The 20,547-nt window shown below is 61.2% G+C and carries 17 protein-coding genes and 3 pseudogenes; 15 read left to right on the top strand and 5 right to left on the bottom strand.

Annotated features, from left to right (window positions below):
- Positions 1–176 precede the first annotated feature (176 nt).
- From EYZ64_RS02340 to EYZ64_RS02390, 11 genes are all read left to right on the top strand, one after another.
- Positions 177–1,601, top strand: a complete 1,425-nt coding sequence (locus EYZ64_RS02340) for an MCE family protein (RefSeq protein WP_135459753.1) — start codon at positions 177–179, stop codon at positions 1,599–1,601.
- Positions 1,598–2,626, top strand: coding sequence for an MCE family protein (locus EYZ64_RS02345; RefSeq protein ID WP_135451690.1), 1,029 nt, complete (start codon positions 1,598–1,600; stop codon positions 2,624–2,626). Before EYZ64_RS02340 ends, EYZ64_RS02345 begins: the two co-directional genes overlap by 4 nt.
- Positions 2,623–3,930 carry an MCE family protein gene (locus EYZ64_RS02350; protein WP_135451691.1) on the top strand — a complete coding sequence of 436 codons (1,308 nt, stop codon included), beginning with the start codon at positions 2,623–2,625 and terminating at the stop codon, positions 3,928–3,930. The genes EYZ64_RS02345 and EYZ64_RS02350 overlap by 4 nt, the downstream gene beginning before the upstream one ends.
- Positions 3,927–5,369: an MCE family protein gene (locus tag EYZ64_RS02355; protein ID WP_135451692.1), complete on the top strand. Its 1,443-nt coding sequence runs from the start codon at positions 3,927–3,929 to the stop codon at positions 5,367–5,369. The genes EYZ64_RS02350 and EYZ64_RS02355 overlap by 4 nt, the downstream gene beginning before the upstream one ends.
- A 56-nt stretch (positions 5,370–5,425) precedes the next feature.
- Positions 5,426–6,514, top strand: coding sequence for an MCE family protein (locus tag EYZ64_RS02360; RefSeq protein ID WP_135459754.1), 1,089 nt, complete (start codon positions 5,426–5,428; stop codon positions 6,512–6,514).
- A gap of 1 nt (position 6,515) precedes the next feature.
- Positions 6,516–7,985, top strand: coding sequence for an MCE family protein (locus EYZ64_RS02365; protein ID WP_135451693.1), 1,470 nt, complete (start codon positions 6,516–6,518; stop codon positions 7,983–7,985).
- 25 nt (positions 7,986–8,010) lie between these two features.
- Entirely contained in the window at positions 8,011–8,775 is a 765-nt protein-coding gene (locus tag EYZ64_RS02370) for an MlaE family ABC transporter permease (protein WP_135451694.1), read from the top strand.
- Complete coding sequence (locus EYZ64_RS02375) at positions 8,772–9,620, top strand: ABC transporter permease (RefSeq protein ID WP_135451695.1); 849 nt, start codon at positions 8,772–8,774, stop codon at positions 9,618–9,620. Before EYZ64_RS02370 ends, EYZ64_RS02375 begins: the two co-directional genes overlap by 4 nt.
- Positions 9,621–9,727: 107 nt before the next feature.
- Positions 9,728–10,396, top strand: coding sequence for an Rv1363c family protein (locus EYZ64_RS02380; protein WP_210115449.1), 669 nt, complete (start codon positions 9,728–9,730; stop codon positions 10,394–10,396).
- Between the two features lie 95 nt (positions 10,397–10,491).
- Entirely contained in the window at positions 10,492–11,124 is a 633-nt protein-coding gene (locus tag EYZ64_RS02385; protein WP_286174573.1) for an Rv1363c family protein, read from the top strand.
- Positions 11,125–11,445: 321 nt separating this feature from the next.
- Positions 11,446–11,871 (top strand): CAP domain-containing protein, encoded by a 426-nt coding sequence (locus EYZ64_RS02390; protein WP_135459757.1) that lies wholly within the window; start codon positions 11,446–11,448, stop codon positions 11,869–11,871.
- 165 nt (positions 11,872–12,036) lie between these two features.
- On the opposite strand, the pseudogene EYZ64_RS02395 reads toward EYZ64_RS02390, so the two are convergent.
- A pseudogene (locus EYZ64_RS02395) lies at positions 12,037–12,309 on the bottom strand (integrase core domain-containing protein); the annotation flags it as partial.
- Between the two features lie 337 nt (positions 12,310–12,646).
- Here EYZ64_RS02395 and EYZ64_RS02400 point away from each other — a divergent pair.
- Positions 12,647–12,898 (top strand): annotated as a pseudogene (locus tag EYZ64_RS02400) (helix-turn-helix domain-containing protein); the annotation flags it as partial.
- A 207-nt stretch (positions 12,899–13,105) separates the two neighbouring features.
- Here the strand turns inward: EYZ64_RS02400 and EYZ64_RS31925 are convergent.
- The 3 genes from EYZ64_RS31925 to EYZ64_RS02420 all read right to left on the bottom strand — a co-directional run bounded on the left by EYZ64_RS31925 (position 13,106) and on the right by EYZ64_RS02420 (position 15,186).
- Entirely contained in the window at positions 13,106–13,246 is a 141-nt protein-coding gene (locus EYZ64_RS31925; RefSeq protein ID WP_167857643.1) for a hypothetical protein, read from the bottom strand.
- Between the two features lie 255 nt (positions 13,247–13,501).
- On the bottom strand, positions 13,502–13,834 hold the full coding sequence (locus EYZ64_RS32595; RefSeq protein ID WP_135451698.1) for a 2Fe-2S iron-sulfur cluster-binding protein: 333 nt from the start codon (positions 13,832–13,834) through the stop codon (positions 13,502–13,504).
- Positions 13,819–15,186, bottom strand: coding sequence for an oxygenase MpaB family protein (locus EYZ64_RS02420; protein WP_135451699.1), 1,368 nt, complete (start codon positions 15,184–15,186; stop codon positions 13,819–13,821). Before EYZ64_RS02420 ends, EYZ64_RS32595 begins: the two co-directional genes overlap by 16 nt.
- A gap of 561 nt (positions 15,187–15,747) precedes the next feature.
- On the opposite strand from EYZ64_RS02420, the gene EYZ64_RS02425 reads away from it, so the two are divergent.
- Positions 15,748–17,018 (top strand): IS3 family transposase gene (locus EYZ64_RS02425; RefSeq protein WP_135451700.1). Its coding sequence is split into 2 segments (ribosomal slippage): positions 15,748–16,021 and positions 16,021–17,018, totalling 1,272 coding nucleotides; the frame shifts between segments, so codons are not numbered across the junction.
- A gap of 265 nt (positions 17,019–17,283) precedes the next feature.
- Positions 17,284–17,928, top strand: a complete 645-nt coding sequence (locus EYZ64_RS02430; protein WP_135451701.1) for a TetR/AcrR family transcriptional regulator — start codon at positions 17,284–17,286, stop codon at positions 17,926–17,928.
- Between the two features lie 328 nt (positions 17,929–18,256).
- Here the strand turns inward: EYZ64_RS02430 and EYZ64_RS02435 are convergent.
- Positions 18,257–19,168: pseudogene (locus EYZ64_RS02435) on the bottom strand (IS3 family transposase).
- A gap of 443 nt (positions 19,169–19,611) precedes the next feature.
- Here EYZ64_RS02435 and EYZ64_RS02445 point away from each other — a divergent pair.
- Positions 19,612–20,307 (top strand): CPBP family intramembrane glutamic endopeptidase, encoded by a 696-nt coding sequence (locus EYZ64_RS02445; protein ID WP_167857681.1) that lies wholly within the window; start codon positions 19,612–19,614, stop codon positions 20,305–20,307.
- Positions 20,308–20,547 lie beyond the last annotated feature (240 nt).

Genomic DNA, 20,547 nt, shown 5'->3' on the forward strand with positions numbered 1-20,547 from the left:
CGGCAGTTGCCTACGGCCTGAGGCCAGATGGCATTCCACATCTTGACGAAGCTGTCCCACGTTCCCTATGTTGACAGATGTCACTATTCATTGGTGGCAACTGTCAACAATCTTTAGATTGCTGCTGGAGGTCATATGGTGCTCAACCCGAAGTCGGTGCGGAGTCCGTGGTGTTGATGCAACTCGGAGATACGCGCGTTCATCCGTGGTGGTGGACACTGGGGCTCGTCCTGGTGCTCGCACTGATCGGCGGAACCACAGTCGCGTCGTTCACGGGCGCCTTTTCCGGCGGCGTCACCGTCACCTTGCGTGCCGACCGTGCCGGGCTCGTGCTCGCTCCCGGCAGCAGGGTCAAAATGCGCGGCATTGACGTTGGGAAGGTTGACACCATCAAACCCACCGTGGGTCAGGCCACGTTGAGACTTAGCCTCGACCGCAATACTGTGCGTTTCATTCCCGCGAATGTGCAGGCACGTATTCGGGCCACCACGGTCTTCGGCGCCAAGTACGTCGACCTGATCGTCCCGACAGATGCTTCCTCCCAACGTATCTCGGACGGAGTGGTCGTTCGTGCGGTGAACGTGAGCACCGAAGTCAACACCGTCTTCGATAGTTTGATGCAGGTTCTACGTCGCGTTCAACCCGAAAAGCTCAACGCTGTGCTGACGACCCTGGCCGACGGCCTCCGCGGCCGAGGTGAGGAGATCGGGCAAGCGACATCGGATGCCGCCGACGTGTTGGCCGCACTCAATCCGCGCATGGATGTTCTGAGGGGTGACTTCACATCGCTGGCCGAAGCAGCCGACGTTTATGCCACGGCGGCTCCTGATCTGTTGGCCACACTATCCTCGGTGAGCACCACCAGCGCGACCATCAGCGGTCAGGCCGCTGATCTCACCGCAGCTCTGCTGGCCACCATCGGTCTGGCCCACAGTGGTCAGGACCTTCTCGAGCCGAACCGTGACAGCATTGTGCGCGCAATCAACGATCTGCGTCCGACCACGGCCCTGTTTGAGAAGTATCACCCGGAATACACCTGCACGCTGCAGGGTGCGGAATACCTCATCAGAGGAGGCGCGTATGACACCGCCGGGGGCACTGACGGACGCTCCACTATCGTGGATGTCGGACTGGGGTTTGCCCAGGATCCCTATCGCTATCCGCAGAACCTGCCCAAGATCAACGCTAAGGGGGGCCCGGACGGGAAGCCTGGCTGTGGCTCACTCCCTCGACCCGATTTGAACTTCCCGGTGCGGGCTCTTGTCACTGACACTGGCTACGGAACCGGATTGGATTGGCGCCCCAACCCCGGCATTGCCCACCCGTACGGGGTGAACTTCTTCCCGGTCACCAAGGCTGTCCCCGAACCACCACGGATCTACGGCGCAGACAAACCGCCGGCCATCGGGCCGGTGCCCTACCCAGGTGCGCCGCCGTACGGTGCCCCGCTGTTTGGCCCCGACGGACAACCCCTTTGGGCCCCTCCGCCCCCCGGTGCGCCGCCGCCGCCGATACCCGGGGTGCCCAACCCGCCACCGCCATACGGCACCGGGCAGCCTCTTCCCGGCACGGCGCCCAGCTCTGAACCGGGGCAACCATGAAGGGCGCAATCCTTGGTCCTGCTTGGCGATTCGGCGCGTTCACTGCCGTATGTCTGGTGGCCGGATTCGCGGTAGTCGCGGTATTTGGACAGCTGCGGTTCGACCAGACGCGGATGTACCACGCTGAGTTTGCGAGTGTGACCGGCCTGGAGAAAGGCAACTTCGTGCGCATCGCCGGGGTAGAGGTCGGCAAGGTGGCCGACATCCGCATCAAGGACAACACGACGGCCGTGGTGACGTTCAGCGCCGAGGACGACGTGGCGTTAACCGAGGGGACCCGCGCGGTCGTGCGTTACGAAAACCTCGTAGGAGGCCGTTATTTAACTCTTGAGGAGGGCGCAGGTGGCTCACGGCGCTTGCATGCCGGCGACACCATTCCGCTGGACCGCACCGCTCCGGCACTGGACCTCGATGCGCTGATCGGCGGGTTCCGGCCGCTGTTTCGAGCGCTGAGCCCTGAGCATGTCAATGCTCTGACCGGTGAGTTAGTCGCCGCGTTGCAAGGGCAGGGCGGCACGATCGGGTCCTTCCTGCGCAATACCGCAACACTGACCAGGACCCTTGCCGATCGAGACGAACTCATCGGGCAGGTGATCACCAATCTCAACACCGTTCTAGGTTCGGTGAGTGAGCAGAGCAAACTGTTCGACAAGGGCGTGGGGAACTTGTCCACGCTCGTCACGACGCTGGCTGACCACAAGGAAGACCTCAGCCGGGCACTAGCTTCCAGCGACGCCGCCGCGACCACGATCGCCGATCTGCTGACCCAGGCCAGGCCCGCCATTGGGAGCCTCACCCCGCAGCTCGATCGCACTGCGGGCATCGTCGTGGCCGACCATGACTACTTCACCAACATGCTAGCTACGCTGCCGGAGACCTATCAGATACTCGCCCGGCAAGGCATGTACGGGGACTTTTTCAGCTTCTACACCTGCCAACTCGTCCTCAAAGTCAACGGCAAGGGCGGCCAACCGGTCTATGTGAGCGTCGCCAACCAGACCACGGGACGGTGCGCACCAAAGTGAAATCGATGACGGAACGCGATCCACGAGCCGTAGGTGCCGTCGGCTTGGCGGCGCTGCTGCTGGTGACCGTTGGTGCGCTGAACTACGACGACCTCGCGATATGGACTGACCGCCCTTACAGCGCCTACTTCACTGAAGCGAGCGGCTTGGCTCCGGGCTCGCCCGTGCAGATTGCTGGCTACCAGGTGGGCGAGGTGACAAGCGTTTCGCTGCAGCAGGGTCGCGTTGTCGTGGACTTCACCGTGAGCCGCGACATCCGCCTCGGTGAGCGCACCGAAGCGGTGATCAAGACCAAGACACTGCTGGGTTCGCGCATTCTTGCGGTTGCGCCTCGCGGCGATGGCGAACTCGTAGCGCCGATTCCCGCTGAACGGACCGCGCCGGCCTACGAGCTGCCGCAGGCACTCGGCGACGTTTCGGCGGCCATCAGTGGGTTGGACACCAGTCAGCTCAACGACTCCTTGGTCACGCTCTCTCAGGCGTTCGCAGACACACCCGCCGATGTCGCCGCTGCCGTCGATGGGGTCGCCCGTTTCTCTACGACCCTCGACAAACGCGACGACGAGCTGCGCGGTCTGCTCGCCCACGCGAACTCGGTCACAGGGGTACTCGCCGAACGTAGCGACCAGATCGTCGGACTGGTTCACGGCACCAACGCCCTGCTGAATCACCTGCAGACGCAGAGCGGCGCCATCGATCGAATCTCGAACGACATCACCGCGTTGTCACAACAGCTTTCCGGGTTCGTTGCCGACAACAAGGATCAGCTCAAGCCCGCTTTGGACAAACTCAACGGTGTGCTTGCGATGGTCGACAACAACAAGGACAACATGCGGAAATCGATCAAGCTCCTGAGCTCGTACGCATTAAGTCTTGGGGAGGCGGTCTCTGGTGGGCCCTTCTTCAAGGCATACGTCGCCAATCTCGTTCCGGGCCAGCTGATGCAACCGTTCATCGACGCGGCATTCTCCGACCTCGGCCTGGATCCCAACGTGTTGCTGCCCTCCCAGCTCAGCGATCCCCCGGTGGGGCAGCAGGCAACCCCGCCGCTGCCGATCCCATACCCACGGACCGGTCAAGGCGGCGAACCGAATCTCACCGTGCCGGACGCCATTACTGGGCACCTCGGTGACCCGAGATATCCCTATTCGCCGCCGGCACCGCAACCTCCTCCCGGCGGACCGCCGCCCGGCCCTCCAGCAGGCTATGACCCGGCAACACCAGATGGCACCGAACCGAAGCCGACGACCGTCGATCTCATTCCGCCGCCGCCCGGCCCACCTCAAGCGGGTGAGGCGCCATGAGTAAACCAACCCCCCGGTTCACACTCGCGACGACACTCGTCGTCGTGCTTATCGGAGGAATTCTGTACGCAAGCAATGTGTTTCACACGGTCCAACGCATCCACCTGACCGCGTACTTCGTCAATACTACCGGGCTCTATCCCGGCGATCAGGTGCGTATTCAGGGTGTGCCGGTCGGTGAAATCGACAGCATCACCGCCGGCCCCAACCATGTCGAGGTGAAGCTCTGGTATGACGCGCAGTACCCGGTACCGGCCGATGCCGGCGCGGCCCTCTTGTCCCCGGCCCTGGTCAGTGCACGCGTCATCCAACTCACCCCGCCCTACACCGACGGCGCGGTGATGGCGAACAACGCGGTGATTCCCCTTGACCGCACCGCCGTACCACTGGAGTGGGACGACATGCGCGCCCAGCTGCAGAAGCTGACCGACAGTCTGCAGCCCACTCAGCCAGGAGGAGTGTCTCCGTTGGGCTCGTTCATCAACACCGGAGCCGACAATCTACGCGGCCAAGGTGTCGCTGTCCGTGACGCTCTGACAAAGCTGTCACAGGCCACCTCGGCACTCGGCGATCACAGCGGTGATGTTTTTGGCACAGTCAGGCACCTCTCACTGCTGGTGGCGGCGCTGCGGTCCAGCCGCGACGTACTGGGACAGCTCAACACCAATTTCGCCGCTGTCACATCACTGCTGTCCAATGACCCCAATGAAGTCGGAAACGCTGTGACAGCGTTGGATTCGGCGATCCACGATGTCTCGGCCTTCGTCGCGAACAACCGAGACACCCTAGGTACCTCGGTCGACAAACTCGCTGCTGTCACCACGTCAATCAACGAAAGCCTCGGCGACATCAAGCAGCTTCTGCACGTCCTACCCAACTCCTTGGCGAATTTCACCAACACCTACTACCCGGCTACAGGTTCGGTGGCCGCCGTTAACGTGCTCAACCAGTTCGCTAACCCGCTGCAATTCATCTGCGGCTCAATTCAGGCCGCCTCGCGAAAGAACTACGAACAATCCGCGAAGTTGTGCGCCCAATATATGGCACCCATATTCAAAAACCGCCAATACAACTTCCCACCGTTCGGGACGACCGCCAGTCTAGCCAACCTACCGATTCCGATCCCACTTCCCTCCGCAATACCCATCCCGTTCCCTCCCTACCTGCTGCCAATACTCACGGCCACGGCGGTCACCGTACCTATCCCTGTTGCAGGGGCTATGGCCCGTCCCAACGAAATCACGTACAGCGAGGACCGACTGCGGCCCGACTACGTCCCGCCTCACCCCGCAACGGACCTCGCAGCAGTTCCTGAAGGCACCACCGCTCAGGACACGGCTAACTCCGCGCCAAGCACTCATGCTTCGTACCCGGGTGAGGTCACAACCAATGCCGACGAAGGTCTCGCCGGCATGATGAGCCCGGGTGGTGGAAGGTGATCCGCTACAACAGAGTTTCCAAGCATCGGCGCGCATCCCTGGTGGCAGTCCTAGTGATGACGCTCGCGACTGGCTGCAGCTGGCGGGGTCTGAACTCGCTGCCATTGCCCGCCACCGCGGGCTACGGAACCGGATCCTTTGAGATACAGGCACAGATCCCGGATGTCTCAGGCCTGCAACCCAACTCACCCGTCCAAGTGGGTGACGTAATTGTCGGCTCGGTGGCTCAGGTGCAACGGCAGCGCTGGCATGCGCTCGTTACGATGCGCCTCGACGAGGATGTCGCACTGCCTGCCAACACGTCCGCGACAATAGGCCAAACCAGTCTGCTGGGTTCCCTGCACATTGAATTGGCAGCGCCGGCCGGAGTATCGCCGACCGGACGACTCGTAGACGGTGCAGTAATCCCGTTGTCGTCGGCGGGCGCCTATCCGACGACTGAACAAACGCTGGCCGCCCTGGCGATGCTGCTCAACGGCGGAGGCCTCGGACAGATCCAAGACATCACCCGGGAGCTGGGCACGGCACTCAGCGGCACACGAGCCGACGACCTGCGCAACCTTCTCACCCAGATCGATCAGTTCATCGGCCACGTCAACAACCAGACCGACGAAATCATTGACGCCAGCCAGGGCCTCAACAACGTTGCAGCGCAGTTCGCCGCTCAAAAGCCGGTGGTGGACCAAGCCCTGGCGACCATTCCGGACGCGGTCGCCGTGATGAACGCCGAGCGGGAGCATCTGATCGACGCACTCCACCAGCTCGGCCGATTCGCTGCCATCGCCGGTGATGCGGCCGCAGCTACCAAGGAGGCGTTTGTCGCCGAACTGAACGACCTCAAGCCGGTCTTGGCGTCATTAGGAGACGCCGGACCCGCTCTGACTCGGTCAATGAGCATGTTGGCTACCTTCCCATTCCCCAAAGAAACGCTCGGCAAATGGATGCGCGGTGACTACGCCAATCAGACGCAGATCATCGACCTGACCCTCAGCCGCCTGGACGCAGCGTTTCTTACCGGTACCCGTTTCGAAGGCAAATTGACCGAACTGGAAATGCAATGGGGCCGAACCATCGGACAGTTTCCCAGCCCCTACACCTACGGCAACCCGCTGGTCGTTCCCTATCGCACCGATCAAGGATCCTGACATGCGGCTGCAACGACACATCAAGCTTCAACTCGGAGTCTTTCTGGCAATCGCCGTGTCTGCCACCAGCATCCTCGCCGTCGGCTTCGGCAGACTCCCCGAGCTGTTGTTCGGTGCGGGTCACTACCGGGTAACCGTCGACCTCAACCAAAGCGGGGGCTTATACCGACGGGCCAACGTGACCTACCGAGGCACGCCGGTGGGACGGGTTGACGACGTCACGCTGACCCCGAATGGAGTGCAGGCAATTTTGTCCCTGGACAACGGAACCGACGTCCCCGCCAATGTCACCGCCGAAGTGCATAGCCAATCAGTCATCGGCGAACAGTTCGTCGCCCTAGTGCCCCGTGCCGACGCCGGGACACGAGCGCTGCGGGGCGGCGACCGCATCACGGTCGAGCGCACCTCGACACCACCAGATATCGGAACCCTGCTGGACACCACGCATACCGCGCTGGCCGCTATCCCCGGCGACAACCTCACCTCGCTCATTGACGAAAGCTACACAGCTCTGGGTGGACTGAGCGCCGAATTCACCCGCATCGTAGATGGTTCGACGACTTTGGCGATCGACGCCAAGAACACACTGCCCGAACTCACCAATGCCATCGACAACTTCAAACCGCTGCTTGATACACAGACCCAGACCGCAGATGCCGTGAGTGCCTGGGCATCACACATGAGCACCATCACTGGTCAGTTGCAACAGCACAACGAGGCCGTGTCCTCACTACTGCGCAACACCGCGCCCTCCGCTGAGCAAACGCAGGCACTGTTCGACCGCGTCAAGCCCACCCTGCCGGTCCTCATGGCCAACCTGGTCAACGCCACGCACGTGGGCATCGTCTTCGCGCCTAACCTCGAACAACTACTAGTGCTCGTTCCGCAGGGAGTTCAAATCCTCGGTGGCGTCGGCATCGCTAACTATGCCACCAAACAACCCTTCAGAGGCGCCTACCAGCAACTGGCCACAAATTTGAATGTACCTCCACCCTGCAATACCGGATACTTACCGGCGACCCAGCGGCGCGCGACAGCTCTCGAAGACTATCCCGGCCGGACACCTGGCGACTTCTACTGCCGCATCCCCCAAGACTCGCCGTGGAATGTCCGTGGTGCACGCAACATCCCGTGCGAGACCAAGCCGTGGAAACGGGCACCCACAGTGTGGATGTGTGAAAGCGACGAGGACTACGTACCGCTCAACGACGGGAACAACTGGAAGGGCGATCCCAACGCCACCTACACCGGGCAAGATGTACCTCAACTTGCGCCAGGCACCCAGCTATCACCTGATGGCTTACCTCCCGCGACAGCACCGCCGACAGCGCTGGCCATCGCCGACTACAACCCGGCAGACGGTAGTTACATCGGACCCGACGGACTGCGCTACATCCAAGCCAATCTCGGAACCAATGGCGGCCCTAAGACATGGCAGGACATGCTCACGACAACAGTCGGAAAGCCATGACAGCAAAGGATGTTGAGTAAAACCGATGGGAACACCTGACCTCACTAAGCCGCTAGTAGGTATCGGTGGCTTCTTCATGATGGCCGCACACACACTTCGAGCCATTGCGGGTCGGCCGTTCGCCTGGAACGAGTTCGTCCGACAGGCCTGGTTCGTTGCACGCGTGTCGATCATGCCGACGCTGCTTCTCTCGATCCCTTTCACGGTGATGACCGTATTTATCCTGAACATCCTGCTCATGGAGGTGGGAGCTGCCGACCTCTCCGGGACCGGAGCAGCGCTCGGAGCGGTCACTCAGATCGGACCGGTGGTTACTGTTCTGGTGGTCGCTGGTGCCGGCGCCACCGCCATGTGCGCCGACCTCGGCGCGCGCACCATCCGCGACGAACTCGACGCCATGCGGGTCATGGGCATCGATCCCGTTGCCGCACTGGTTGTCCCGCGGGTCCTGGCGGCGACATTGGTGGCCGTACTCCTGTCGCCGCTGGTCACCTGCGTCGGTCTGATCGGTGGGTTTGCCTTCTCGGTCTACTTCCAGAACGTTACCCCTGGAGCCTTCGTCTACGGACTCACTCTGCTTGTCGGTCTGCCCGAAGTCCTCATCGCGCTGATCAAAGCAGCACTGTTCGGTCTGGCAGCCGGTCTCATCGCCTGTTACCAAGGCATTTCGGTCGGCGGCGGTCCAGCAGGCGTCGGAAATGCCGTCAACGAGACCGTCGTCTTCTCGTTTGTCGCCCTGTTCTTCATCAACGTGGTCGCCACCGCCGTCGGCGTCAAGGCCACCGCATGACCGCGCCAAGCACACTATTTCCCAAAGTTCGTCGCCTCGGGGCACGAGTGACAGACGCGTGCACACACCTCGGAATGCAAACCGAGTTCCATGGTAAGACAATCACTTCCACAACCGAAGTTCTACGCCGGTACCGCGGCGAACTAGTGCGATTGATCGCTCAAATGAGCTTGGGGACTGGCGCTCTGGCAGTCATCGGCGGCACAGTCGTGATCGTCGGCTTCCTCACGCTGTCGGCGGGCTCACTGATTGCGGTTCAGGGATACAACTCCTTGTCGAGCGTCGGCATCGAAGCCCTGACCGGGTTCGCCTCGGCCTATCTCAACGTCCGGCTGATCGCACCACTGACCGCAGGAATCGGCCTCGCCGCCACCATCGGCGCCGGGGCCACAGCTCAGCTGGGAGCCATGCGCATCAACGAGGAAATCGACGCCCTCGAAGTCATCGGCATCCGCGCGGTCGCCTACCTGGCATCCGCCCGAGTCCTGGCTGGCGTTCTCGTTGTCGTCCCGCTCTATGCCGTCGCGGTCCTAATGTCGTTCCTGGCCGCCCGTGTCGGCACCACAACGATCTATGGGCAGTCGACCGGCGTCTACGACCACTACTTTGACACCTTCCTCAACCCCCTCGACCTACTGTGGTCATGCCTCACGGCGGTGGCCATGGCGATCGTCATCATGCTCGTACACACCTACTACGGATACACCGCCAGCGGCGGTCCCGCCGGAGTCGGAGAAGCTGTCGGCCGCGCTGTGCGAGCATCCCTGATCGCGGCCGTCCTGGTGACTTTGGTGGTCACGTTGACCGTATACGGCCAATCACCAGACCTGCATCTCTCCGGCTAGGTGCGCCGTGCCCCTGTGAGTCGCTCGCAGCGAGTCGAGATATCCAAGCGAACAGTCACTTTCGCTCCCAAACGCGTACAGCGCAACCATCGAAAGGAGAATCAAGCATGACAGTCGACGAGAACTCCAGCAACCAGACCTCGGACCTCATCGACGCCGATGACCCGCGGGCGGGCGCTGAATCGCCACACGACCACGGGCCCAGGCGCGACGAGAGAACTGACACATCGCCCTCGGCGGCGGTTCCAGGCGAGGTCGACGGCAAGCTCACACCGACCGCCGCCACCCCATCGCGCGCGTCCCTGTTTACTGCCGCAATATTGATGCTGGGAGTCCTGGTGATTCTCGGTGGCGTAGCCGGCTGGGGCAGCTATCGCGCTCACCAGTTGCATCAAAAAACGGCTGAGCGCACCCATTTCCTCGATGTCGCTCGCCAAGGCGCCCTCAACCTCACTACCATCGACCACACCCGGATCGACGCGGACATCCAACGAATCCTCGACAGCTCTACAGGTAGCTTCCACGATGACTTCCAACGACGATCAGCACCGTTCGCTGAAGTCGTCAGGAAAGCGCAGTCTACGTCGCAGGGCACGATCGTCGACGCGGGCATCGAGTCGGCCGGCGATGGCTCGGCCCAGATACTGGTGGCGGTCGCGGTGAATACCACGAACGCCGCGAACCAAGACGATGGGCGGCGACAGTGGCGCATGCGAATCAGCGTCCAAGAGGCCGACGGCTCCGCCAAGGTCTCCAACGTGGACTTCGTACCATGAGCCGTTCGACGAAACGCACTGGGCGCCAACGTGACCGACAGTCAACCGCCTCCACAAACGTCGTTGACGCACCGAGTTCAATTGCGGAACCCTCAGTGGAGCAACAGGGCCGAGATGAGAGCATCCCCACTGCCGCCGAGCCTACAGGCGCATCGGATCCGGCCGAGAGCACCGTAGCGGTGGAAGGGGTGGACAACGAGGCGTCCGGATGTGACGAGACAAAACCCACGGAGTGTCCACGACGCCGGCCAGTGCTGCACATTCTGATCTTTACGGCCTTGCCGATACTTGCGATGCTCCTCGCGAGCGCCGCTGGATACTTCAAATGGGCCGAAGGCTCCGCACGAGGAGCAGAGACCGCTGCCGCGGAGTCGGTCCGAGCCGCAACGGACGCTACGATCGCCATGCTCTCCTACGCGCCTGACACTGTCGAGACCCAACTGGGCGCTGCGCGCCAGAACTTGACCGGCGACTTCAAGGACGCATACACCCAACTGATCAACGATGTGGTCATCCCAGGGGCTAAGCAACAGCGTGTGACAGCAGTAGCGACCGTGCCGGCAGCGGCAGTCATCTCTGCTGAGGAAAAGCGCGTAGTGGTAATGCTATTCGTGAATCAGTCGATGACTGTCGGAGAAGATCCGACTGCGAGTTCGACTTCGGCAGTCAGGGAATCTCTTGTGAAGACAGATGGGCGTTGGTTGGTATCAGAATTCACACCCATATAGCTTCCGCGCATGCATGGCAGCAGCACGTCTGTGGCGAGAACCAGCGGGAGCGGGCACATTAGTTGACAACTGTCACCAATCAGTTAGGGTGGCAGACACCAATGTGTTGCGGTGAGGGGAATCTGCAATGGCTTTGCCATCAGTAACAGCGAATGCTAATTGATCGTGACCACTTCGGCCCGAAAGTATCTGAATGTCGCGGCGGTCCTCCACGGGATATGGTCCCACTCTCTGATGGACACTTCTGGCAGGAGAGTCCATGCTCGCTGCGTGAGAGTGGCCGCGGCAACGGTGTTGCTCGTTCTGCCTCTGATAGTTGCCATGGCACCTTCGGCCCGTGCGGACAATCGCAGGCTCAACAACAGCGTCGTGTCGAATGTATATACCGTGCAGCAACATGCGGGGTGTACCAACGACGTGACCGTCGATCAGCGGCTTCGCCTAGCGGCCCAGTGGCACGCCGTCGACGTGCTGACCAATCGCGCGCTTGACAGCGACGTGGGCTCAAACGGCTCCACGGCCCAAAATCGCGGTGAAGCAGCGGGTTTCCGTGGACGAGTCTCAGAAACTGTGGCGATCAATCCGGCCCTGGCCATCAGCGGTATCGAACTGATCAGGCAGTGGTACAACCGACCGGATTATCTGGCAATCATGAAGGACTGCGCGAACACGGCGATCGGGGTGTGGTCGGAGAACTCACTGGACCGTACGGTCGTGGTCGCCGTCTACGGTGCCCCCACCGCGTGATCCCCGCACCGTGCGCCCACGTAGCGGCTTGCGGCGCCGTCGGTTATTGCTCGTGGGTGATCAACTCAGATTGCGGTTCAGAACACTCCTTGAGTCCTACACGGCGATGCGCTTGTTCGACGCCTTCATCTAGGCGCACTGAATCGCCCCGGCTTGTCCGGAGACTCACTGGTTTGAGAACTCGACGGTTGGTTGAGTTCGGTGGTGGCAGTAGTACAACGCCTCGCACTCGGCTGGTGGTATGTCCCCGCAGTATGCGTAGAGGCGGCGATGGTTGAACCAGTCCACCCATTCCAAGGGTGCGACTTCGACCTGGTCAACGGAGCGCCACGGCCCGAACGGCTTGATCAGCTCCGTCTTGTGCAGCCCGTTGATGGTCTCGGCCAAGGCATTGTCGTAAGAGTTGCCGGTGGCCCGGATCGAGGCATCGATGCCGGCCATGCGATGCCAAACGCCCCGAACGTCAATGTGGACTGGTCCCAGCGGGACCTGACGCGCAGTGTTCGGCTGTTCTAGGTAATCGTTGGCTACGGTGGTGCGGTCCGAATCCTATTGAGGCGCAATGAATATATAACCTGATGGTCTGAGTGTCCCCCGGATCTGGCGGGCGTTGCCTTCCTTAAGCACCCAACTGAACGTGGCGTGTCAGCGTCGGCTGTTGGATCCGCCCACTCTTGCTGTACTACTTCCGAAAATCCCTGTCTGATCTGCCAACCGAATAGCCTGCCCTACTAATAGGGCAGGCTATTCGGTTGCTTCGCTGGGTAGTGGAGGCGTGCCGACCCGACCCAGTCAGACAGATCCTCATCGAGCCGAGTTGTGGGCGCGCCGCAGGCGCGCGGTGGGTTTGCGGATCCGGACCTTGAGGCTCCAACAAGGACTCACCCAAGAAGCGCTCGCTCTTCAGTCGGGTGTCACCCGCAACGTGCTTATCAACGTCGAGCACGGCAAGCGGGGATTGCTGTTTGAGCTGCTTTTCGATCTCGCAGATGCGCTTGGAGTTCCCGTGAGCGACCTGTTCGAGGAGTTGGGGGAACCTAAGCTCCCCAACATGGCGGCCTCACGGCAAGTATGGAGGTCGTTGCTAACGCTGCGTGACCGGCGTAGCAGGCATTGACTGTTGAATGATCGCGGTGACGGCACCGCCCGGGATGATCGTTTGAGTCGCCCATCGCGGTGACCTGGGAAAGCGAGAACCCGAGATCGGTCAGCCGTTTGATGCGGACCAACTGAACTAGGCCGGTTGAGAGGGACCACCAAATGGGTCCCTCTCAACCTCTTTGAGTTCCTGGCCGCCTCCCAGCAGCTTGTTGCCCTCGGCCAGCTTGCGGATGATCTGAACCGGCGTATGCCGCCGGCGCTTGTTCGATGCCATGTCGTTGTCGATTCTTCCTGCTCAAACACCTGGGCATCAGAGTCGAACAACGACTTGACCACTACGACGGGCTCACCTGACGATTGCTTATCGACAGCCAGGATTCCTCCGTCGGCTTGCGTCGGGTGGCGCGGCAGATGTCTAGGAATCGAAAGACTGGATCGGATGCAGCGACGTCCAGCGCCGACAAAACGCGTTTGTCCCGGGCCCGAGACGTTTCACAAACTAATTGTCCAGCTGTGTATTTCGAACGAATCACAGGTCGAGTACCAGTGTTGAACCGGGGGTGGCCGACGATACGCAGATCAGAATGTCACCACGATGTTTCTCGTCATCGGTCAGTACGGCGTCCCCGTGTATCGGCGTTCCTCGGATCACGTGCGCTTTGCATGTCCCGCAGATTCCGTTGCGGCAGAAGAATTCAGGGTGAATTCCAGCCCTTTCGAGAGCGGGGAGAATGGGCCCGCCACCCGCTGTCTCGACGGTCGTGCCGACCCGAAGCAACCGGATCGTGTATCCAGACGGTGAATTGGGATGGGTCGGTGATGTGTTCTGCTTCGAGAACAATCGCATCATCGAACCGGGCATCTACCGAAACTGGCAGGGTCAGATGCAGCGGCGATGGTCGTATCGTGATGTGTGTAGCCGGTGTGTAGCGACTTTTTCTGTTTCTGTACCACGTAGTGATAGCGCTTGTCGTAGTGCCGTGCGCGGTTCGCAAGCCGGCGCTGCGCGTCGGGCAGCGCATCAAGCAGCCGACGGTAGGCGATGTTGGTTTGGACGACTAGCTTGATTTGCGCACGCATGAGGGGAACCCAGAGTTTCCAGAGCTTGCGGTACCGCGGCGCCCCGCTGACGAGATCCTGCGCCACTTTGTCTGACGCGAAGTAGGCTGCGGCCGCGATGCCGTAGCGGGCATAGATCTTGGCGGGGACGCGCGATTGGAACGGCATGTTCTCGATCGCCTCGTCGGCGACATTACCGAACCCGACTGTCGCATATGACGGGCCACCTGCGTGCCTGCCCATGTAGTCGGCGATGATCGCACCGTCGATGGCGGTCATAGGAATGATGTCTGGTGCGGCCCCGAATACGTAACTGATGTATGACCAGTAGCGCATTACGGAGTCGAGTTCGGAGATGGTTCTGACACGGCCGTGCTGGTGATCGATCAGTGGGGGAATGAGCCCGAACGAAACCCCGGCCCCCATAGTCTGTGCAGTCGAGATCGGGTTCCCGTGATGTGCGAAATGTTCGTCGCCCCACAACCTGCGCAGACCAAGCCGGACCTGAGCATGCATCAGACGCACACGTACGGTCGCCTTGAACGGTTCGCTGAAACGGTCGATGAACTCGGGCTTGGTAGCTTCATAGAACCACTGCAAGGTCTCAACGTTGCGCAAAGTGAACGAGTTCTGAAACCGACCCGTTGCCCAGGTTGCCATCGATACCTCATCAGCGACAAACGTTCCCAGACTGTCCATCAGGAACATGCCAGCAATGCCGGCGGCGGAGGAGTCGATCCACAGGCGCCGACCGCGTTCCCAGTCCTCGGGATCGAACCACTCTGGCTTGACGTCCAGACCGGCGAACAAGTCGACGAGCACCTGCGGGGCGTCGTCAACAGAGGCAATGCCTTGATCGAGTATCTGGTCCAGCAGCCGCCGACCATCTGCACCATGATCTCGGATGTACTCAGCCACGGGGTCCATCAGCGCATCGCCCTGCCAGTAGTGGTCGACGAACCGATCGAGCAAATCCTGCTGTTCGGCCGTGAGCCGGTCCGGAACTATCGATCCCAAAAAACGATCCTCCTGCCAGCCAACAGTTAACGACATGCGTGGAGGTGCGCCCCGGTACGACATTCCGGGCCGATACACATAATCTAGCTCAGCCCCGACGCTCGTCGACGCGTCTGTATTCGAGATTCCGGTGGTCATGGCGTCAACCCTAAAAGGGCTGGGTACTCACCTACTACTCACTTTCGAACCTGCCAAACCCCCGGCAGCGCCGCGCTCAAACCGCGCGCCTACCTGCAGATACAAGAAACCGCGCCGATAAAGTCGTGCCTCCAGGCCCACTCTTACCACCACAGCTCACCTTCACATCAACTTCCCGGCTGCCACATGAAGCGAATCACGATGGCAGAAAGCCACCCCCACGAGGACTGCACAGGGACCACGGCCGTCACCCCCCGTTCGCCCGCGTCGTGCGCTCGGCCTGAGTTCATCGCCATGTGCCACAAGATATCTCCCGGAACATGTTCAAATACGGATGCTCAGTCGTAGCCTCGGCGAGTTCATGGCTGGGTCAGCGTTTATCGCCGCCGCAAGTCAGTACTCGCGGCGCAGCTCCAAAACCAGTGATCCGCAACGTCGCGATCCATTTGTGAAATGCAGGCTCCTCGTCGGTGAACTACAACCGAAACCGAAACCCATCAACGTCTTTGAACCACCCCGGGTTTGATGCACACCTTCTTTCGAGGGAAGGTTGTTGGCATCATGCCGAAGAAGTACGACGAGGAGTTCAAGGCCCGGGCGGTGCGGTTGGTCAGCGATCATGCCGAGGAGTACGACACCCGCACGGCCTGTTTGGAGGCAGTGGCTAAGCGTTTGGGTGTTTCGTACGAATCGCTGCGCCGCTGGATCAACCAGAGCGAGGTCGATACCGGTCAGCGCGACGGGGTGCCCAGCGACGTGGCACGCGAGTTGCGGGAGCTCAAGCGCAAGAACCGGGACCTTGAGGAAACCATCGAAATCCTCAAGGCGGCAACAAGTTTCTTCGCGCGGGAGAGCGACCCGCGACGCCGCTGATCTGTGTGTTCATCGCCGAGCATCGTGCTCGGTTCGGGGTCGCTTCGATCTGCCGCGTGCTGTCCGAGCATGGCTGCCAGATTGCCCCGAGAACCTTCTACGCGTGGCTCTCGCGGCCACCGTCAGCGCGGGCGTTGTGGGACACCGTGATCACGCAGGTGCTGGCCGGCTACTACGAGCCCGACGAATGCGGTCGCCGCGCACCCGAATCGCTGTACGGGGCGACCAAGATGTGGGCCCACCTGCAACGTCAGGGCATCACCGTGGCCCGCTGCACCGTGGAGCGGTTGATGCGGGCCAATGGTTGGCGTGGGGTCACCCGGCGCAAGAAGGTCCGCACCACCATCGCTGATCCGGCCGCCGGGCGGGCACCGGACCTGGTGGACCGCCAGTTCACCGTGCCCGCGCCGAACCGGCTGCTGGTCGCTGATTTCACCTACGTGCGCCTGGCTGCTGGCACGTTTGTGTACACCGCGTTCGCCATCGATGCCTACGCGGGGCGGATCGTGGGCTGGACCTGCTCGGCGGGCAAGCGCGATGCCTTCGTGCGTCGGGCGATCCGCCACGCCGCCGAACTTCGGCGTCGTGAAGGTAATCCATTGTTGGGCAGCACTATTCACCACTCCGACGCAGGCTCTCAATACACGTCGGTGAAGTTCGGGGAAACCCTGTCCTTATCCGGGTTGGTGCCGTCGATCGGATCGGTCGGCGACGCCTACGACAACGCGCTGGCCGAGACCACGATCGGGCTGTACAAGAACGAAGCCGTCCGTGACGATTCACCGTTCCGCCGTGGCCCGCTGCATCGGTTGACCGACGTGGAACTACTCACCGCCGAGTGGGTGCACTGGTACAACACCGAACGGCTCATGCACCGCCTGGGACGCATCCCACCGGTCGAGTACGAGACGCACTATTACTCTACGAACACAGCCCAATCCGAGGCTGCACACCCATAAACCGGTGTGCATCAAACCCGGGGTGGTTCACCTGTGGCATCCTGGATCGTTGGCAGCGTTCGGATCAGTTTCTGTCTGGACGACACCGAGGCCACGATAGGCTGCCGAGCAAGCCCTGGAACTCGACTGGCGGGACTGCTCGGGAAACTGTTTGTGGCTGAACGGACCGCCGGCTGCCTAGCCGCCAAGTAGTGGCGAACCCGTTGTTCTCGACATTTGTTCAGTTCACCGCCATCGGACGTAGTCGCTGACGAACGGAGACGTCATGCCGAGTCGGCAACGCACCACACCAACCCAGCAGCGATCGGAGGCGACTGTCGACGCGATCCTCGACGCCGCCGAGCGCGTCCTAGCTGAAGATGGGTACAGACGTTTCTCCACTAACCGGATAGCTAAAGTCGCAAGTTTTAGCATCGGCACGGTCTACCGCTACTTCGCTGACAAAGCGGCGATCATTGAGGCGATGCGCGCGCGAGCCGAAGCGGACATAATGCGCCAGCTGACTGACGCGGTTGTTCAGATGAAGGAAATAGAGTCCAGCGAAGTCGCCGTTACCACTTTTCTCAGAGCGCTGATCGAGGCGCTCGAGGCCCACGCTGACGTATTACAAGCCGTTTCCAATGAGCTGCCTTTCGGCGCGCAATTCAACGTGTTACCTGATGCCGAGCGGCAGCTGGGCGATCTCGTGCGGCTTGCAGTCGAAACCCGAGTCCCCCATATAGACTCTGACAAGCTCGATGCGACGCTGTACCTTTCGATCGGCGCAACGCTTGCCGTGGCGACACGCATAGCCATCGGCCGCCCCAGTGGAATCAGCCGTGACCTTCTTATTGAGACCGCCAACGAGGTAACTCTGCCGTACGCCCGGCTGCTGGAATCGCAGCCGGGATCGCAGGGTCGCAATCGCTGAGCGGCGATGAGTTTGCCGCCGTCGTGGTGTCGTCATCTGTGAATACGGCAGGGTAACCGAGACTGGGCATCATGAGCGGGAAGCAGGCTCACCCATTCGTCACGCCAGCTACCCTCGCGAGGACATCTGAGACCATCGGACGTCGAAATGGCCCTTCTCCCATTCGGTCACCGATGGAGCTTCACCGTTGTACGGGCGACTGTGACGCAACTATATGTGTCGTCAGGTCCGATGTCTCGGACGGCCATCTCGTGGCACTGATCATCGAAGAGTGTCAATGCCCGGCGGTCAACGCGCGTATGAGGGGGCCTATTTGGTGGTCCAGTCGCTATGCGGCGTGGGGTTGGTGGGTCGTGGTCCACTGTAGAGCGAACTCGGCTGGGGTGAGCTCTCCGTGGGCGGAGTGAGGTCGGTTGGCGTTGTAATCGCGGCGCCAGTCTTCGATGATCACGCGGGCCTCGCGCAGCGAGTCGAAGCGCCATGCGTTGAGCAGTTCATCACGCAGGCGGCCGTTGAACGATTCGTTCCAGGCGTTCTGCCGCAGTGAGCCGGGATCGATGAAAAGTGATCCGGCACTGTTGAATTGGCGCCAATCACTGACGGCGTGGGCCACGAATTCGGGACCGTTGTCGAAGCGGACGTAGTGCGGCGTTCCGTGTTGGGCGGCGAGGCGGTCCAAAGACATCGATGACGCCGTCGGCGTCGATGGACCGATCAATGTGGATCGCGAGGGCTTCGCGGGTGTACTCGTCGATGACGTTGAGCATCTTGATGGTGCGGCTATCGGCGGTGGTGTCGAACTGAAAGTCCATCGCCCAGATCACGTTCGGGCGGATCGGTGACATCGCGCCGACGGCGACACCGATACCGGTCAGCCGCTTCTTGCGGCGGCGTTGCGATACCCCGAACCGCTCGCGCAGCACCTCGACAGCGCGGCGCTTGCGGTTCGGGGTCAGAAGTTTCCCGCCGAGATGTCGTTGAGCATGTCGATGTCGAGGGCCTGGTTGGCCACCAGCTTCTTTAGGCGGGCGTTCTCGGCCTCGAGCTCTTTGAGCCGTTTAGCCTCGTTGGCCTTCATGCCGCCGTACTGAGCCAGCCGGCGATGCCAGGTCGACTCGGCGATCTCCAGGTGCCGGCACACCTTGGCCAGCTCCTGCCCTGAGGCCGGGAGTTTGTTGCTCTCGGCGAGCTTGCGGATACTCTGCTCCGGCGTGTGCTGCCGGCGCTTGTTCGATGCCATGTCGTTGTCGATTCTTCCTTGCCTGCAGACCGGGCATCAGAGTCCCACAACGGCTGGACCACTACGACGGGCTCACCTCACGGATTCTGGCGAAAGGCCTACGGCTGTTCCGGAATTCGGGGTATCACATGTGCGCACACTTCGTTGAGACCGCTCATTGAAGCAGGCGCTAGAGCCCTTCCCCCTTACCCTAAAAGAGCCCATCGTTCGGACAGGACTCGGGAAGGGCGAAGGGCAATATGCTCAGCTCGGCGCCCCGCCGAGTTCGCGCTGCATACCGCAGTTGTTGGAAGTGTACGCCCAAGCCCAAATTTGCTTGTTCACATGAGCATTCGCCTTCAACGAGAAGATGCGGAGGTCTGGAGAATGGGATGTTGTTGAGGTAGCGTCGCCGCGCGACGAAGCTTGAGTGTGCCCTTGGGGCATAGCTGATACTTCTCCACATGGGTGTTGTAGAGAACTCTGGCGTGCCGAGCGGATCCGCTCGGCCCGGCTGGCTGGAACTTGGTGTAGCTGCGGTCACCGCTGTCCTTCTGTATCTAGTGGGCGGCGTGACCGCGTACTTTTTGCCGGAAGATTCCCCCATTGCCCTCGGACATGTGAACTTCCTAACCTCAGGGCTTGCGCCGCTGGGAGGGTTTGCTGCCGCAGTCCTCGTTCGGATCCGTGATGTCCGTCCGTTTGGGCTGCGGCATACGAGTCTGCTGTGGCTGCTGACCGGCGTCGCAATCGGCCTGGTGTGCTTCGGGCTTAGTTGGCCGGTTTCGACAATTTTTGATCCGCTGTTTCCGGGGTCCGAGGGTCTTCAGGAGCCTTACCGTGACGCTGCTCGGTCGGGAGTAGTGCCTCTTATCGTGGCGGTGGGGCTGGGCGGCATCTTGACGCCGCTCGGTGAAGAAGCTTTGTTCCGTGGCGTGCTGGCCACTTTCCTGTTCCGTTGGGGGAACTGCATCAGCGTAGTCTTCAGTGCGGCAGTTTTCGCTGTGGCACATGGGATCAACAGCGTGATGCCTTTGGCCCTCATGATCGGCTTGGCCACTGGTGTCCTGCTGTGGCGCTCGGGTTCGATCTGGCCTGCTGTCCTGGTACACGTCGCCTATAACAGTTCGGGCATGTTGTATCACGGACTCGGATACTGACCGCGGACCTTAGGGGATGATCACCAGGTACGACGCGCGTGAGGATCTTCGGTGAACTCTCCTGGAATGCCGGCATGATCGCCATCCCGAACGCTGTGGTCGCGTGGTGTCGACGTCGACGTCCGGTATCGAACCGTCTCGGGGATAGAGCGGAGCGATGTGATCGATCTCTAAAGTCCCGGAACGTCTTCTGGAGCTAGCACCGTTAACCCTCGTTGTCCCACGCTTGCGTTATGGCGA

This window comes from Mycobacterium sp. DL99, assembly GCF_004762045.1.
Taxonomy (GTDB): Bacteria; Actinomycetota; Actinomycetes; order Mycobacteriales; family Mycobacteriaceae; genus Mycobacterium.